General features: G+C 74.1%; 20 protein-coding genes. 13 read left to right on the plus strand and 7 right to left on the minus strand.

Going from position 1 to position 14,737, the window contains the following annotated elements:
- Nucleotides 1-26: 26 nt before the first annotated feature.
- The 5 genes from ACFQ80_RS07560 to ACFQ80_RS07580 are packed head-to-tail and all read left to right on the plus strand — an operon-like array spanning nt 27 to nt 4,144.
- Nucleotides 27-545 (plus strand): MaoC family dehydratase, encoded by a 519-nt coding sequence (locus tag ACFQ80_RS07560; protein ID WP_430550662.1) that lies wholly within the window; start codon nt 27-29, stop codon nt 543-545.
- Nucleotides 542-1,486 carry an HpcH/HpaI aldolase/citrate lyase family protein gene (locus ACFQ80_RS07565; RefSeq protein WP_430563210.1) on the plus strand — a complete coding sequence of 315 codons (945 nt, stop codon included), beginning with the start codon at nt 542-544 and terminating at the stop codon, nt 1,484-1,486. The genes ACFQ80_RS07560 and ACFQ80_RS07565 overlap by 4 nt, the downstream gene beginning before the upstream one ends.
- Nucleotides 1,483-2,271: a CoA transferase subunit A gene (locus tag ACFQ80_RS07570; RefSeq protein ID WP_430563211.1), complete on the plus strand. Its 789-nt coding sequence runs from the start codon at nt 1,483-1,485 to the stop codon at nt 2,269-2,271. Before ACFQ80_RS07565 ends, ACFQ80_RS07570 begins: the two co-directional genes overlap by 4 nt.
- Nucleotides 2,268-2,972, plus strand: a complete 705-nt coding sequence (locus ACFQ80_RS07575; RefSeq protein WP_430550659.1) for a 3-oxoacid CoA-transferase subunit B — start codon at nt 2,268-2,270, stop codon at nt 2,970-2,972. Before ACFQ80_RS07570 ends, ACFQ80_RS07575 begins: the two co-directional genes overlap by 4 nt.
- Nucleotides 2,969-4,144 carry an acetyl-CoA C-acyltransferase gene (locus ACFQ80_RS07580; protein WP_430563212.1) on the plus strand — a complete coding sequence of 392 codons (1,176 nt, stop codon included), beginning with the start codon at nt 2,969-2,971 and terminating at the stop codon, nt 4,142-4,144. The genes ACFQ80_RS07575 and ACFQ80_RS07580 overlap by 4 nt, the downstream gene beginning before the upstream one ends.
- 46 nt (nt 4,145-4,190) lie before the next feature.
- On the opposite strand, the gene ACFQ80_RS07585 is transcribed toward ACFQ80_RS07580, so the two are convergent.
- Nucleotides 4,191-4,631 (minus strand): anthrone oxygenase family protein, encoded by a 441-nt coding sequence (locus ACFQ80_RS07585; protein WP_430563213.1) that lies wholly within the window; start codon nt 4,629-4,631, stop codon nt 4,191-4,193.
- Between the two features lie 91 nt (nt 4,632-4,722).
- Here ACFQ80_RS07585 and ACFQ80_RS07590 point away from each other — a divergent pair, with 91 nt between their 5' ends.
- The 4 genes from ACFQ80_RS07590 (at nt 4,723) to ACFQ80_RS07605 (ending at nt 6,735) form a co-directional block, all read left to right on the plus strand.
- Nucleotides 4,723-5,310, plus strand: coding sequence for a TetR/AcrR family transcriptional regulator (locus tag ACFQ80_RS07590; RefSeq protein WP_430563214.1), 588 nt, complete (start codon nt 4,723-4,725; stop codon nt 5,308-5,310).
- Nucleotides 5,311-5,395: 85 nt separating this feature from the next.
- Nucleotides 5,396-6,115 carry a ThuA domain-containing protein gene (locus ACFQ80_RS07595; protein WP_430563215.1) on the plus strand — a complete coding sequence of 240 codons (720 nt, stop codon included), beginning with the start codon at nt 5,396-5,398 and terminating at the stop codon, nt 6,113-6,115.
- Nucleotides 6,116-6,119: 4 nt separating this feature from the next.
- On the plus strand, nt 6,120-6,317 hold the full coding sequence (locus tag ACFQ80_RS07600; protein WP_430563216.1) for a hypothetical protein: 198 nt from the start codon (nt 6,120-6,122) through the stop codon (nt 6,315-6,317).
- Nucleotides 6,318-6,348: 31 nt separating this feature from the next.
- Nucleotides 6,349-6,735, plus strand: coding sequence for a VOC family protein (locus tag ACFQ80_RS07605; protein ID WP_430563217.1), 387 nt, complete (start codon nt 6,349-6,351; stop codon nt 6,733-6,735).
- Between the two features lie 23 nt (nt 6,736-6,758).
- On the opposite strand, the gene ACFQ80_RS07610 is transcribed toward ACFQ80_RS07605, so the two are convergent.
- The 4 genes from ACFQ80_RS07610 to ACFQ80_RS07625 all read right to left on the minus strand — a co-directional run bounded on the left by ACFQ80_RS07610 (nt 6,759) and on the right by ACFQ80_RS07625 (nt 8,985).
- Entirely contained in the window at nt 6,759-7,211 is a 453-nt protein-coding gene (locus tag ACFQ80_RS07610; RefSeq protein ID WP_430563218.1) for a hypothetical protein, read from the minus strand.
- Between the two features lie 61 nt (nt 7,212-7,272).
- Nucleotides 7,273-7,944 carry an AIM24 family protein gene (locus ACFQ80_RS07615; RefSeq protein ID WP_430563219.1) on the minus strand — a complete coding sequence of 224 codons (672 nt, stop codon included), beginning with the start codon at nt 7,942-7,944 and terminating at the stop codon, nt 7,273-7,275.
- Between the two features lie 16 nt (nt 7,945-7,960).
- A complete protein-coding gene (locus tag ACFQ80_RS07620; protein ID WP_430563220.1) occupies nt 7,961-8,611 on the minus strand; it encodes an NUDIX domain-containing protein in 651 nt (216 codons plus the stop codon).
- The gene (locus ACFQ80_RS07625; RefSeq protein WP_430563221.1) at nt 8,608-8,985 is read right to left on the minus strand and encodes a DUF4406 domain-containing protein; all 378 of its coding nucleotides are present in this window, start codon (nt 8,983-8,985) and stop codon (nt 8,608-8,610) included. The genes ACFQ80_RS07620 and ACFQ80_RS07625 overlap by 4 nt, the downstream gene beginning before the upstream one ends.
- A gap of 51 nt (nt 8,986-9,036) precedes the next feature.
- Here ACFQ80_RS07625 and ACFQ80_RS07630 point away from each other — a divergent pair, with 51 nt between their 5' ends.
- A complete protein-coding gene (locus ACFQ80_RS07630) occupies nt 9,037-9,795 on the plus strand; it encodes a DeoR/GlpR family DNA-binding transcription regulator (RefSeq protein ID WP_430563222.1) in 759 nt (252 codons plus the stop codon).
- The gene (locus tag ACFQ80_RS07635; protein ID WP_430563223.1) at nt 9,792-10,694 is read left to right on the plus strand and encodes a PhzF family phenazine biosynthesis protein; all 903 of its coding nucleotides are present in this window, start codon (nt 9,792-9,794) and stop codon (nt 10,692-10,694) included. The genes ACFQ80_RS07630 and ACFQ80_RS07635 overlap by 4 nt, the downstream gene beginning before the upstream one ends.
- Before the next feature lie 30 nt (nt 10,695-10,724).
- Here ACFQ80_RS07635 and ACFQ80_RS07640 read toward each other — a convergent pair whose 3' ends face one another.
- Nucleotides 10,725-11,177 carry a tRNA (cytidine(34)-2'-O)-methyltransferase gene (locus tag ACFQ80_RS07640; RefSeq protein WP_430563241.1) on the minus strand — a complete coding sequence of 151 codons (453 nt, stop codon included), beginning with the start codon at nt 11,175-11,177 and terminating at the stop codon, nt 10,725-10,727.
- A 153-nt stretch (nt 11,178-11,330) separates the two neighbouring features.
- Between ACFQ80_RS07640 and ACFQ80_RS07645 the strand changes: the two genes are divergently transcribed.
- Nucleotides 11,331-12,458: an alcohol dehydrogenase family protein gene (locus ACFQ80_RS07645; RefSeq protein ID WP_430563224.1), complete on the plus strand. Its 1,128-nt coding sequence runs from the start codon at nt 11,331-11,333 to the stop codon at nt 12,456-12,458.
- The gene (locus ACFQ80_RS07650; protein WP_430563225.1) at nt 12,445-13,491 is read left to right on the plus strand and encodes a proline racemase family protein; all 1,047 of its coding nucleotides are present in this window, start codon (nt 12,445-12,447) and stop codon (nt 13,489-13,491) included. The genes ACFQ80_RS07645 and ACFQ80_RS07650 overlap by 14 nt, the downstream gene beginning before the upstream one ends.
- 6 nt (nt 13,492-13,497) lie before the next feature.
- Here ACFQ80_RS07650 and ACFQ80_RS07655 read toward each other — a convergent pair whose 3' ends face one another.
- Nucleotides 13,498-14,688, minus strand: a complete 1,191-nt coding sequence (locus tag ACFQ80_RS07655) for a hypothetical protein (protein WP_430563226.1) — start codon at nt 14,686-14,688, stop codon at nt 13,498-13,500.
- Nucleotides 14,689-14,737 lie beyond the last annotated feature (49 nt).

The raw sequence follows: 14,737 nt of genomic DNA on the forward strand, positions 1-14,737 counted from the left end.
GGTCGGCAGGGAGGAAGGAGCACGTCATGCGTGACGAGGTGCAGCGCGGGCTGTACTACGACGAGCTGGAGCCGGACGTGCGGTACGTGCACCGGCCGGGTCGCACGATGACGGAGGCGGACGACGTGCTGTTCACGTCCGTCACGATGAACCCGCAGGGCCTGCACCTGGACGCGGCGTGGGCGGCGACGCAGCCGTTCGGCCGCCCCCTGGTGAACTCCATGCTCACGTTGGCCACCCTGGTGGGGCTGTCGGTCGCGCACCTGACGCGCGGCACCCTGGTCGCGAACCTCGGCTTCACGGAGGTGGCGTTCCCGCACCCGATGTTCCACGGCGACACGCTGTACGGGGAGACGACGGTCGTCGACCGGCGGCTGTCGCGCTCGCGCCCCGGCACGGGCGTCGTGACCGTGCAGCACGTGGGCCGCAACCAGGACGGCGAGGTCGTGGCCCAGGCGGGGCGGACCATGCTGATGTGGACGCGCGAGGGCCACGAGGAGCACGAGCACAAGAACGCGAGCGAGCACGGCGGGGGCGTGCTGTGAACCCCGTCCCGTTCGCGCTCGGCCCGGCGCTGCTGTTCTGCCCGGCCGACCGGCCCGACCGGTTCGCCAAGGCCCTGGACCGCGCCGACGCGGCGATCCTCGACCTGGAGGACGCCGTCGCGCCCGGGCGCAAGGACGCGGCCCGCGCCGCGCTCGTCGACACGGTGCTCGACCCGGAACGCGTGATCGTGCGGGTCAACGCGGTCGGCACCCCGGAGCACGACGCCGACCTCGCCGCGCTCGCGCGCACGCCGTACCGCACGGTGATGCTGCCGAAGGCGGACGGCCGGTTCGTCGGGCCCCTGCTCGCGCCGGACGGTGGCCCGTACGCCGTCGTCGCGCTGTGCGAGACGGCCGCGGGCGTGCTCGCCGCGCCCGCGCTGGCCGCCCGGCCGGATGTCGTCGCGCTCGCGTGGGGCGCCGAGGACCTGGTGGCGTCCCTGCACGGCACGTCCAGCCGGTTCGACGACGGCCGCTACCGCGAGGTCGCGCGGCACGCCCGGTCGGCGGTGCTGCTCGCGGCCGGTGCGGCGGGCAAGGCGGCGATCGACGCCGTGCACCTGGAGCTCGACGACCTCGCCGGGCTGCGTGCCGAGGCGCTCGACGCCGCGGCCAGCGGTTTCGTCGCGTCGCTTTGCGTGCACCCGAGCCACGTCGCCGTCGTGCGCGCCGCGTTCGCGCCGTCCGAGGCCGAGGTGGAGCGGGCGCGCGAGGTCCTCGCCGCGGCGTCCGGCCGGGCGGAAGCGCTCGCGGACCTGCCCGCCGGCCGCTCGGCGGACGCCGGCGTGCTCACCGTGGGCGGCCAGATGGTCGACGCGCCGCTGCTGCGGCACGCCGAGGCGGTGCTGCGCCGGTCCGAGCGGGCGGAGCAGGGCGTGGAAGACACTCCCGACGGCCCCGCCGTCGGACGTACGGTCGAGGAGAACGGGGGACGACGATGACCAGGACCGTGTCGAGGACCGTGTCGAGGACGGTGGACCGGCGGCAGCCCAGCGCCGTGGCCGCGCTGGACGGCCTGCTGCGCGACGGCATGACGATCGCCGTCGGCGGGTTCGGCCTGAGCGGCAACCCGACCGACCTCATCGAGGCGGTGCGCGACTCCGGGGTGAAGGACCTGACGGTCGTGTCCAACAACATGGGCGTGGACGGCAAGGGGCTCGGCATCCTGCTGGAGAACGACCAGGTGCGGCGCGTGCTGTCGTCGTACGTGGGGGAGAACAAGCTGTTCGCGCAGCAGTACCTGGACGGCGCGCTCGAGGTCGAGTTCGTGCCGCAGGGCACGCTCGCCGAGCGGCTGCGGGCGGGCGGTGCCGGCATCCCCGCCTTCTACACGCCCACCGGGGTCGGCACGCCCGTCGCCGAGGGCAAGCCCGTGGACGAGATCGACGGTCGCCGGTACGTGCTGGAGCGGGCGATCGTGGCCGACCTGTCGCTGGTGCACGCGCGGCGCGCGGACCGGTTCGGCAACCTCGTCTACCGGTACACGGCGCGCAACTTCAACCCGGTGATCGCGACGGCCGGGCGCGTGACGGTGGTCGAGGCGGAGGAGATCACCGACGAGCCGATCGACCCGGACGTCGTCGTGACGCCGGGCATCTACACGCACCGCCTCGTGCTGGCGCGCGAGCGGGTCAAGGACATCGAGCAGCGCACGGTGCGCCCGCGGGGCGAGGCCGCCGACCCCGTCGAGCCTGTCGAGCCCGTCGAGCAGGGAGGTGCGGCATGACCTGGACGCGCGACGAGATGGCCGCCGTCGCGGCGGCGGAACTGCGCGACGGTGACTACGTCAACCTCGGCATCGGCATCCCGACGCTCGTGGCGAACCACCTGCCGCCGGGGGTCGGCATCACGCTGCAGAGCGAGAACGGCCTCCTCGGCATCGGCCCGTTCCCCGTCGAGGGCACCGAGGACGCCGACCTGATCAACGCGGGCAAGCAGACGGTCACCGCCGTGCCGGGCGCGAGCTTCTTCGACGCGGCCGACTCGTTCGCGATGATCCGCGGCGGCCACATCGACATCGCCATCCTGGGTGCGCTGCAGGTGTCCGCGACGGGCGACCTGGCGAGCTGGACCGTGCCGGGCAAGCTCGTCAAGGGCATGGGCGGCGCGATGGACCTCGTGGTCGGGGCGCGGCGCATCGTCGCGCTCATGGACCACGTCGCCCGCGACGGTTCGCCCAAGCTGCGCCGCCGGTGCACCCTGCCGCTGACCGGGGAGGGCGTCGTCGACCGGATCGTCACCGACCGCGCCGTGCTCGACGTCGCCGACCACGGCCTGGAGGCCGCGTTCGTGCTGCGCCGGCTGGCGCCGGGCGTCACGGTCGACGAGGTGCGCGAGGCGACGGAGGCGGAGCTGGTCGTGGAGCTGGAGGACGAGGCCGGGACGGGCGACGGCTCGCCGGCCGTGGCGGAGGAGGGACGACGATGACCGTGATCGCGGGGTACCGGCGGACGCCGTTCGTGCGCGCGAACGGGGCGTTCGCGGCCGTGCCGGCGACGACGCTGGGCGCGCACGCGCTGGCGGCGGCGCTCGCGGCGGCCGGCGTGGGGCCGGGGGAGGTGGACGTCGTCGTCGGCGGGCAGGTGCTGCAGGGCGGCGCCGGGCAGAACCCGGCCCGCCAGGCGGCCGTCGGCGCGGGGGTGCCGATGACGGTGCCGGCCGTGTCGCTCAACGCGGTCTGCCTGTCCGGGGCGGAGGCGGTGGTGCAGGCGCACCGCCTCATCTCGGGCGGGGAGGCGCGGATCGTCGCGGTGGTCGGGATGGAGTCGATGACGCTCGCGCCGCACGCCTGGGTGGGCTCGCGCGCGGGGCAGAAGTTCGGCCCCGTGGAGCTGATCGACACGATGGCGCACGACGGGCTGACCGACGCGTTCGAGCACGACTCGATGGGGCTGAGCACCGAGCGGCACGGCGAGGCGATGGCCGCCGCGGCCTGGAACACGCGCGAGGCGCAGGACGCGCTGGCCGTCGCGTCGCACACGCGGGCCGCCAAGGCGGCGGAGCTGCTCGCCGAGGAGATCGCGCCCTACGACGTGCCCGGCCGGCGCGGCACGGTCCGCGTCGAGGCCGACGACGGCGTGCGCCCGGACTCGACGCTCGACGGCCTCGCGCGGCTGCGACCGGCGTTCCGCGAGGACGGCACGATCACGGCCGGCAACGCGTCGCAGATCTCCGACGGCGCAGCGGCCCTGGTGCTCGTGGCGGACGACGTCGCGGAGGCCCGAGGGCTGACCGGGGTGCGCGTGCGGTCCCACGCGCTGGTCGCGGGGCCGGACGTCGGCCTGCACGCGCAGCCGGCGAACGCGATCACGGCCGCCTGCGAGCGTGCGGGCGTCGCGCCGCGCGACCTCGGCGCCGTCGAGATCAACGAGGCGTTCGCCGCGGTCGTGCTCGCGTCGGTCGACCTGCTGGGGCTGGACCCGGAGCTGGTGAACGCGCACGGCGGCGCCATCGCGCTGGGGCACCCCATCGGGGCGTCCGGGGCGCGCGTCGTGGGGCACCTCGCCCGGCGGCTGGAGCTGCTCGGGCCAGGGTCGGTGGGCGCCGCCGCGCTGTGCGGCGGCGGCGGCCAGGGGTCGGCGGTGCTGCTGGAGGCCTGACCGCCCGGACCGCACCATGAATCGAGCGTGCCGGAGCCGTGGCAGCTCAGCGGACGGCGGCCGCGGTCACGAGGACGAACGCTGCGACGATGACGGCGACGCGCACGAGGTGGAGGCGGTTCCACCGGTCCGTCTGCTCGCGCCAGTCCGCGGGGAGCGTGTCGGGCGTCCACGTCTTCGAGCGGTTGTTGATCGGTACGAGCAGCGCGACGGACATCACGACGCTGACGAGCATCAGGGCCACCGAGGTCCAGGCGAGCGCCGCGGCCTGGGGGACGACCACCACGGTGCGGACGATGAGCAGCGTCGCGCCGATGTACCAGAACGGCATGAGGCGCCCGAGCATCCGGCCGCCGTGCGCGCGGGCGAGGACCGCGGCGTCGTCGGGCAGGCCGTCGAAGATCGGGTTCATGACGAACACGACGGACGCCTCCACACCGACCAGCAGCCCGGTGACGACGACGGCGACGATCGGCAACCACTCCATGACCCACGCTCCCTTTGGTGACTAGCGCTGCTAGATCTAGCATCGCTAGAGAACATATCAGCGAACTTCTAGCAGTGCTAGAGTCGCCGGCATGACGACGCCTGCCGCAGCACGCCGAGCCCGCGAGGTGGCCGACCGCCGGGAGCGCATCGTGACTGCCGCCCGGGCGCTCGCGGAAGAGCAGGGGTGGGAGGCCGTGACGACCCGCCGGCTCGCGGGCGCGATCGAGTACAGCCAGCCCGTGCTCTACGGGCACTTCCCGCAGGGGCGCACGGAGATCGTCACCGCCGTCGCGATGGCGGGTTTCGAGGAGCTGGCAAGCGTGCTCTCGGCCGCGACGTCCGGGCAGGCCGGCGCGGACGCCGAGAGGGTGCACGCGCTGGTGACGGCATACCTGGACTTCGCCGCGCAGCACCCCGCGACCTACGACGCGATGTTCCTGCTGCCGGTGGTGATCCCGTTCGCCTCGGACGACACGCCGGAGACCGTCCGCGCGGGCTTCGTGGCGATCGAGGGCGCGCTGGCGGGGCTCGAAGCGCCACCCCCCGACACGGCGACCGCGGCCGAGGTTCTGTGGGGCGCTGTGCACGGCCTCGTCGCGCTGCACCGGGCGGGGCGTCTGTCGGCCGGGAACGACGACCTTCGGGTCGAGGCGCTCGTGCGGCTCGTCGTCGGCTGAGTCGTCCGCGGGATCGCGCGGCCGGGCGATCGTTCCTGTGCGGTCGGTGGCCGCGGACCTGCGCGGCCGGGCAGGATGGGGCGTCGTGACGACGACGCGCGACTCCCGACCGCCCCGCATCCTCATCCTCGCCGGCCGCGACCGCCACGAGGACCCCTGGCACGACCACGCGGCCACCTCGCACCGGCTGGCACTGGTGCTCGCGGGCCTGGACCTCGCCGCGGGTGCCCCCGACGTCGTCGTGCGCTCGACGTTCCCCGACAGCCTCGACGACCTGGACGACGTCGACCTGCTCGTGGTCAACGCGGGCACGCCGTGGCCGGGGCTGCGGGAGGCCGGCATCGGCCCTGACGACGCGGCATGGGCCCCGTTCCACGCCCGCCTCGACGTCTGGGCGCGCGCCGGTGGCCGGATCCTCGCCGTGCACCAGGCGGCGAACGCGTTCGGCGACCATCCGGAGTGGGAGGAGGTGCTCGGCGGCCGATGGGTGCCGGGTGAGTCGATGCACCCGCCGCTGGGCCCGACGACGGTGCCGCTGGCGGTCGGCGCGCACCCGATCACGGAGGGGCTGGGCGCCGTCGACGTGGTCGACGAGCGGTACTGCCACCTGCGCGTGGCGCCCTCGTCGCAGGTGCTGGGGTGGGTGAGCGACGACGACGGCGAGCGGCACCCCGCCGTCTGGGTCGCCGACGCGCACGGCGGCCGCACCGTGTACAGCGGGCTGGGGCACGACGTGCGCGCCTACGACTCGCCGTCGCACGCCGAGCTGCTGCGGCGCGCGGCGACCTGGCTGCTGGAGGGGTGAGGTGGTGCGTGTCTTCCTCATCGGCGCGCTGTTCGTGACCCTTGCGGGCGCGTCGGTCTACGTGATCGAGGCGCTTGCGCCCGACCTCTCTCCGTTCGGCCGGTTCCTGGTCAGCGTGCCGATCTTCGTGGGCGGCGGATGGGCCGTCCGGGCCGCCGCGGAGCGCCGTCGTCGGGAGCGGCGGAGCGACGAGGTATCTTGACGTCAAGATACTTCGACGGTGAGGGGGACCGATGCGGCTGCATCACGTGCAGGTGGCGTGCCCACCCGGCGGCGAGGACGCGGCCCGCGCGTTCTACGCCACGGGTCTGGGGCTGACGGAGGTGGCCAAGCCGCCGGAGCTGGCGGGCCGCGGCGGCTGCTGGTTCCGCGGCGTCGACCACGGCGGTGCGGTCGTCGCCGAGATCCACGTCGGCGTGGAGGACCCGTTCGCGCCGGCGCGCAAGGCGCACCCGGCCCTGGTGGTGGACGACGTCGCCGCGCTCGACGAGACCGCGGACCGGCTGGAGGCCGCGGGCTTCGCCGTCGACCGCTCCGAGCGCGAGAGCTTCGCCGGCTACCTGAGGTTCCACACGCGCGACGGCGCGGGCAACCGCGTCGAGGTGCTCGCGCCCGCCTGACGCCGGTGAACGGCCAGGACGCCCTACTCCGGCTCCGCGAGAGGCAGGTCCTCCAGGCGGTGCCGGTCGATGACGTCGGCGGTCAAGTCCACCGGGAGCGGATCCTCCGTCCAGAGGCTGAGCGCGGGGAGCACGGCGCGGACGTGCGCTGGGCCGGGCTTCGCACGCGCCCACTCGAAGCCACCGATCGACACCGGGAGGCGTGCGTAGTCGCCGGGTCCCAACGGGACGGCGACCCCCTGGCTCCCGAAGAAGGCGAAGTCGAAGGACGCCCGTTCCTCCCCGGGAGACAGCAGCAGGCCTCCCGCGACGATGAGCTCCTCCTCCCGCGGGGTCCAGACCTCGGTGCCCTCGTTGACGAGGTCGACGGCGAGGAGCTCCATGTCGGGCCGCGTCGTCGTCGGACCGGCCCAGCGCAGGACCAGTCCGCGGGAACGCTCGGGGTCGCTCGGCAGCGCACGGTCGCGAGGCGTCATGGGCCGAGCATCCCAGGAGCCCCCGGATGTGCAAACGGCCGCGGCGCCGCCGTAGGCCTCGTCAGCCCTGGTTCGGCAGCGGGTGGCCCTCGGAGGCCTGCACGACGACGATCCCCTGGCCGGTGAGCCCGAGCTGGTACGCCTCGCCCGAGCCGCGGCCGATGGCCGCGCCGAGCTTCGCCGTCTTGCGCACGGTGCTGGAGAGGGTCGTGGACCAGAGCACCACGCTCTGCATGTCGACGTAGGTGGGCTCGTCGACCTCGAGCACGACGGGGGTGCCGTACGCGGTGACGGCGAGCGCGCCCGAGCCGGTGAACGTGGTGTTGAACAGCCCGCCGCTGAGCATGGACGCGCCCTGCACGCGGTTGATGTCCCAGGTCAGCGTGCTCTCGAACGCGAGGATGTTGCTGCCGGAGACGGTGACGCTCTCGTTCTCCAGGTACAGCACGAACACCTCGTCGGCGTCCTGGGCGAGGAAGACGTCGCCGCTCCCCGAGACCTTCATCAGCGACATGCCCTCGCCGGTGAACGCCTTCTTGAAGAGCTTGGTCATGCCGCCCGCGCCCTCGTAGGCGAAGTCCACGTCGCCCTGGTAGGCGACCATCGACCCCTGCTTGGCGTAGAAGAACCCGCCGGAGCCGGCGAGGTCGACCTTGAGCATCCGCGGGTTGACGAGCTGGAAGCTGCCGGGCTCGCCCTGCGGCTCGGTGTGGTGGAAGAGGCTGCTGCGCATGGTGGACATCTTGTCGTCAGCCCCGCAGTGCCCACCACTGGAGCAGCATGATGGTCTTGCCGTCGACGATGCGGCCGTCGCGGACCATGGCCAGGGCGTCGTCGCGGCGGAGCTCGACGGCCTCGATGTCCTCGCCCTCGTGGGCGATCCCGCCGCCCGGGCCGACGCGGTCGTGCGGCGTGTAGGGCGCCGCGTAGAAGTGGACCTTCTCGGTGACCGAGCCGGGGCTCATGTACGCGGTGAAGACGTGCTCGACCGGCCCGACGGCGACACCGAGCTCCTCGGCGACCTCGCGCCGGATCGCGGTCTCGGGGTCGTCGTCGTCGAGCAGGCCTGCGGCCGTCTCGATCAGCATGCCGTCGGGGTGGTCGTTGACGTAGGCCGGGAACCGGAACTGCCGCGTGAGCAGCACGGTGGACCGCGCGTCGTCGTGCAGCAGGATCGTGGCACCGTCCCCGCGGTCGTAGGTCTCGCGCTGCAGGGTGTGCCAGCTCCCGTCGCGCCTGCGGTGGTCGAAGGTCGTGCGGCGCAGCACGTGCCAGCCGTCGGAGGTGACCTCGACCTCGCGGACGACGACGTCCGGGTTGCGGTCCAGCGCCCGCCCCACCCGGTCGAGCCCCGTCCGGCCACGGTGGTCGGGGACGTCGACCCCGGGCCGCCCGGTCACCGGTCGGCGTCCGCGAGACGCGGCACGTCGGCGACGTCGTAGTAGACCGGGAGACCCCGGCTCTCGGCGATCGCGACGTCCTGGTCGGCCCCGGTCGACTCGCCGGGCAGCCGCAGCACGGCGTCGCAGTGCTGGAGCAGCCGCTGCGCCGTCGGGTAGAGCACGTCGTCCGCGAGCTCGTCGTCCAGCGTGGCGCCGGCCGAGCGCAGCACCGGCAGCGCCACCCACTCGCCGATCATGGGGACGTGTCCCGCGGCGAAGACGGGCCAGGCCGCCTCCTCGAGCCGGCGGAGGTTGGCCTCCATCGCGGCGGGGTCGCCGTCGGTGCCGGAGCGATAGGGGCCGGCGATCAGGATGAGCAGTGGTCGGGTCATCCCCGTAGACTAGACACAAACATGCAGAACTACGAAGAAACGAGAACGACGATGCTCGCTGCCGAGAGGCGTGACCACCTCCTCGAGACCCTTCGCCGCGACGGCAAGGTCGTGGCGAAGACGGCCGCGGCCGAGCTCGGCCTCTCGGAGGACAGCATCCGCCGGGACCTGCGCGAGCTGGCGGCCGAGGGGCTGTGCCAGCGGGTCTACGGCGGGGCGCTGCCGGTGTCCCCGGCGGTCGCCGACTACGCCGGCCGGCAGCGGGTCGAGGTGACCGGCAAACAGCGTGTCGCCGCGGCGGCGGTGCGGTTGATCGACCCGGGCAGCACGGTCATCCTCGACGGCGGGACGACGGCCCTCGCGGTTGCCCGGGCGCTGCCGCCCGGCCTGCGCTGCACCGTCGTCACGCACAGCCCGACGGTCGCGGCGGCGCTGGTCGAGCACCCGGTTGCCGAGGTGTTCGTGCTGGGTGGCCGGCTCTTCAAGCACTCCGCGGTGGCGAGCGGCGCGGCTACGGTCGAGGCCGCGCAGCGGGTCTCGGCGGACCTCTTCCTCCTCGGCGTCACCGGCATCCACCCCGACGCCGGACTGACCACCGGCGACCCGGACGAGGCCGCCATGAAGCGGGCGCTGGCCGGGCGTGCCGCCGAGACGTACGTACTGGGCTCGTCCGAGAAGATCGGGGCCGCGTCGCCGTACGAGGTGATCGGGTTCGACGCCGTCGCGGGCCTCGTCACGGACGCCGCCCCGGGCTCCGAGGTCATGGGCCGGCTCGGCGAGCTCGTCCGTGTCGTGGGGGCCGGCGCATGACCCGGGCGGGCGAGAACGTGCACGATCGTGCGCCGCTGTCGTACCGGCACGTCGACGTCTTCGCCGCGCGGGCGTACACCGGCAACTCGCTGGCGGTCTTCTGGGACCACCCGGGCCTCACCGCCACGCAGATGCTCGCGATCACCCAGGAGCTGCGCCACTTCGAGGCGATCTTCCTGCGGACGGACGACGGTGAGGAGGCCGTCGCCGCCCGGGTCTTCGACCTCTTCGGGGAGCTCGAGTTCGCCGGGCACCCGCTGCTGGGCGCGGCCGCCGTGCTGCACGAGCGCGACGGCTCGGCCGGTCCGCGGCGCTGGTCGCTCCGGCTGCCCACCAGGACGGTCGAGGTCTCCACCCGGCCCACCGCCACCGGGTACCACGCGGAGCTCGACCAGGGTGCCCCCGCGTTCCTCGCGACCGTGCCGCCCGAGGACCGGGCGGAGGTGGCGGCGGCGCTGAACCTGCCCGCCGGAGGGCTCGCCGACCTCCCGCTGCAGGTCGTCTCCACCGGTCTGCGCTACCTGGTGGTGCCCGTCGTGGACGGACTGGCGCAGGCGAGGATCGTCCGCCCCGACTTCGGGGAGCTGGTCGCTCGGTACGGCGCGCAGTACGCGTACGTGCTCGACGTCGACGCGCTCGAGGGCCGGCACTGGAACAACGACGGAGTGCTGGAGGACGTTGCGACGGGCAGCGCAGCGGGCTGCGTCGGCGCCTACCTGGCCCGCCACGGCGTCGTGCCCGTCGGGGAGGAGCTCGTCCTGCGGCAGGGCCGCTTCACCGGACGCCCGAGCCTGCTGTCGGTGCTCCCGCAGGGGAGCCCCGACGCGCTGCGCGACGTCCGCGTCGGCGGCGCCGTGAGCATGGTGGCCCGGGCGACCCTGGACGTGCTGCCGGGGTGAGGGGCGGCCCGTGCCGCGGCCGTCCCGGGATCAGACGGCGCCGGGGAAGCCCGCCTGCCGCCACGCCTCGTACACGACGATCGACGCGGCGTTCGTGAGGTTGAGCGAGCGCCGTCCGGGCAGCATGGGGATTCTCACGCGGTCCGTGACGCGCGGGTGGTCCATCGCCTCGTCGGGCAGGCCGGTCGGCTCGGGGCCGAACAGCAGGACGTCGCCGGGCCGGAACACGACGTCGGTGTACGTGGTGTCGGCGTGCGCGGTGAACGCGAAGACGCGCGCCCCGGGCAGGGCGTCGAGCGCGGCGTCGAAAGTGGGGTGCACGTCCATGACGGCGAGGTCGTGGTAGTCCAGCCCGGCGCGCTTGAGCTTCGCCTCGGAGAGGTCGAAGCCCAGCGGTTCCACGAGGTGCAGGCGCGCGCCGGTCACGGCGGCGAGGCGGATGGCGGAGCCCGTGTTCCCCGGGATGCGCGGCTCGTAGTACACGACGTGGGCGAACGGGGACGGCTCGGGGGAGACCGGTGGCGTGGGCGGGAGCTGGTCGGGCACGGGCCCGATTCTCCCACCGGTCGCCCGGGGGCCGGGCGACGTGCGGCCGTCCCGATGACGCGACGGGCCTCCCGCCCCTAGGCTCACATGATGGGAGCGACACTGACGGCGGAGATCCCGGCGGTGATGGCCGCGGTCCAGCTCGTCGGCCACGGTGGCCTCGACCGGCTGGTGTACCGCGACGACGTGCCCACGCCCGTGCCCGCGGCGGGCGAGGTCCTGATCGACGTGCATGCCTGCGGCATGAACAACACGGACGTGTGGGTCCGCGAGGGCGCGTACGGCACGGAGACGGACCCGGGCTCCGTCTCGACGTGGAGACGCGGCAGATCCACCCTCACCTTCCCGCGGATCCAGGGCGCGGACACCGTCGGCGTGATCGCCGCCGTCGGCGACGGCGTGCCCGCCGACCGGGTCGGGGAGCGCGTGATGGTGGACTTCTCGCTCTACCACCGGCCCGAGGGCGACGACAGCCTCGCGGACATCGACTACATCGGGCACGGACGCGACGGCGGGTACGCCGAGTACATGACCGCCCCCGCGGAGAACGCGTACGAGATCACGGCAGACCTCGCGGACGCGGAGCTCGCGACGTTCTGCTGCGCCTACCTCACCGCGGAGCAGATGCTCGACCGGGCCCGACTCGGCGCGGGGGAGCGCGTGCTCGTCACCGGGGCGTCCGGCGGGGTCGGCTCGGCGATCGTCCAGCTGGCGCGCGTGCGCGGCGCCGTCCCGTACGCCGTGACGAGCGCGGGCAAGGAGGCGGCGCTGCGGGAGATCGGCGCGCAGGACGTCGTCCTGCGCGACGTGGCCGACCTCGTGGCGGAGGTGGAGCGCGTCGTGGACGGCCCGGTGGACGTCGTCGCCGACCTGGTGGCCGGGCCGATGTTCAACGACCTGCTCCGCATCCTGCGGCCCGAGGGGCGATACACGACGGCGGGGGCCATCGGCGGGCCGGTCGTGCAGCTCGACCTGCGCACCATGTACCTCAAGCAGCTCGAGCTGCACGGGTCGTCGCAGGGCACGCGCACCGCGTTCCGGCGCCTGGTGCGCTACGTCTCCGACGGCGAGATCCGGCCCCTCCTGGACCGCACGTTCCGGCTCTCCGCCCTGCACGACGCGCAGCGCGCGTTCCTGGCGAAGTCCTACGTCGGCAAGCTCGTCGTCGTGCCGGACCGGCACTGGGACGCCGTGGGGGCACCGTATGCGCAGCCGTGAGCGCACCATCGAGCTGATCGACGCGCAGTCGGGCGGCGACGTCAGCAGGGTCGTCATGTCCGGCGTGGAGCCGCTGCCCGGGCGGACGGTGCTGGAGAAGGCGCGCTACCTGGAGCGGCAGGGCGACGGGCTGCGTCGCCTGCTCCTGTCGGAGCCGTACGGCGACCCCGCGATGTCGGTGGACCTGATCGTGGAGCCCAGCGACCCCCGGGCGCAGGCCGGCTACGTGATCATGGAGGCGATGGGGTACCCGCTGTACTCCGGCTCCAACACGATCTGCACGGCCACCGCGCTGCTGCAGAGCGGGGCCATCCCGCTGCGCGACGGCGACGGGCTGCAGGACGTGACGCTGGAGTCCCCGGCAGGCCTGGCCCGGGTCAGCGCCCGGGTGGTCGACGGGCGGGTCGTGTCCATCACCACCGAGGGCGAGCCGGCGTACGTGGCCGACGAGGCGCTGAGCGTCGAGGTGCCGAACCACGGCGACGTGCTGTTCGACCTCGTCTGGAGCGGCGCGTACTACGCGCTGATCGACGCGTCCCGCTACGGGTTCGACATCGGACCGACGGAGCAGGTCGCGCTGACCGCGTTCGGGGACGCCTTCGTCCGCGCGGCGCGGCCCGGCCTGCGCCGGGAGCACCCCGACCTGGGCGACGTCGGACCGTTGCCGTTCGCGCACTTCATGGGTCCCCTGCGCCGGGCGGGCGACGGCCGCTGGGAGTCGCCGTCGGCCACCTACGTGCATCCCGGCGTCCTCTGCCGCAGCCCCACCGGCACGGGCACGTCGGCGCGGCTCGCCCTCATGGCGCAGCGCGGGGAGATCCGCGAGGGGGAGTCGCTGGAGACGGTCTCGCCGCGCGGCAGCCGGTTCGTCGGCACGGTGCTGGAGCGCACCAGGGTGGGCGACTACCCGGCGCTGCGCTCCGCCGTCACGGGCGCGGCGCGGGTGATGGCGCGCTCGCAGATCACGGTGGACCTCGACGACCCGCTGGTCGACGCCTCCGACCTGGAGCCGCTGCTCACGCCGCCCGCCTGAGCGAGCTCAGGCGTCGCCCGCCGCCGCCTCGGAGCCGGGGGCCCCGCCGTTCGTGCCGACCACGGTGCCGTCGGTGGCGAAGACCACCGAGCCGTCGTAGTAGTCGTCGGAGACCGAGACGCGGACCCGCGGGTCGCTGGGCTTCTCGTCGGACCAGACCTCGCGCGCGACCCACAGCATCGGGTCGTCGGTGTCGTCGATCCCCGTGAGGCGCTCGGCCTCGTCGAACAGCGGCGGCAGGTCCTCCCAGCCGATCTCCGAGGCGTCGAACAGCTCCCGGGGCACGTCCTCGGGCTCCGGCTGGATGAGGGACGCGCCCTCGTGGGTGGCCTCGCCGTCGCGGTAGTGCCACTCGTCGGTCGTGGTGGCGCCCGGCGACGTGGGGGCCGTGACCTGCACCCACTGGTCGAACACGTAGACCTCCGTGACCTCGTCGCCCGACAGCGCGAGGACGGCGTCGATCGCGGGCCGCAGGTTCCCCGGCGTGAACATCGACGTCTCGGCGGCCGCGGCGGCGTCGTGCTCGGCGCGGACGGTGTCGATCGACCGCGTCTCCACCAGGCGGCCGGCGTCGTCCCACACGGGGTAGAGCGCCGCGGCGAAGCCGACGACGGCCAGCACGGGGAAGACGACGAACGGGATGTGCCGGATACCGCCGGCCGAGCGGCCCTTCTGCGGCAGCGCCCAGACGTCGGCGTCGCGCAGCTCGCGGACCTGGCGGTCGGACCCGGCGCGTCGCACCCAGTCGGGGTCGGGGGCGTCGTCGAGCACGACCTCGGGGCGCTCCGGGTGGAGCTGCGTCACCACGAGCACCGCCCCCGGCTGCATCGACGGCAGCTGGGCGAGGTTCACGACCTGCCGGACCGTGGTGCGGTACGGCCCGTGCCCCTGGCGGGGGACGACCAGCAGCCCGATCTCGCACACCGGCTGGTCGTTGACCGCCGACCCGGTGGCCCTGATGCCCGTCACGCGGGCGAGCGTCGTGCGGCCCGCGGCCTTCGCCTCGGCCACCTTCTTCGGGTCCTTGAGCCCCATCCCGCTCGTGACGCTGCCGATGATGGTCAGCGGCAGGCAGAGGCTCGCCACCACGATCGCGACGATGCGCAGGGTGACGTACAGGGGATCGCCCGTGAGGGCGTCGCCGAGGATCGACGCCGCGAGCACGCCGAGGGACAGAGCGAACAGGCAGCGGATCACGACCGTATTCTGCCTGGCCGTCCGGGGTCCTCGGCCAGGGCCGTCGCCG

The sequence above is a fragment of the Isoptericola sp. NPDC056578 genome, from assembly GCF_042793275.1.
In the GTDB taxonomy this organism is placed as follows: Bacteria; Actinomycetota; Actinomycetes; order Actinomycetales; family Cellulomonadaceae; genus Isoptericola.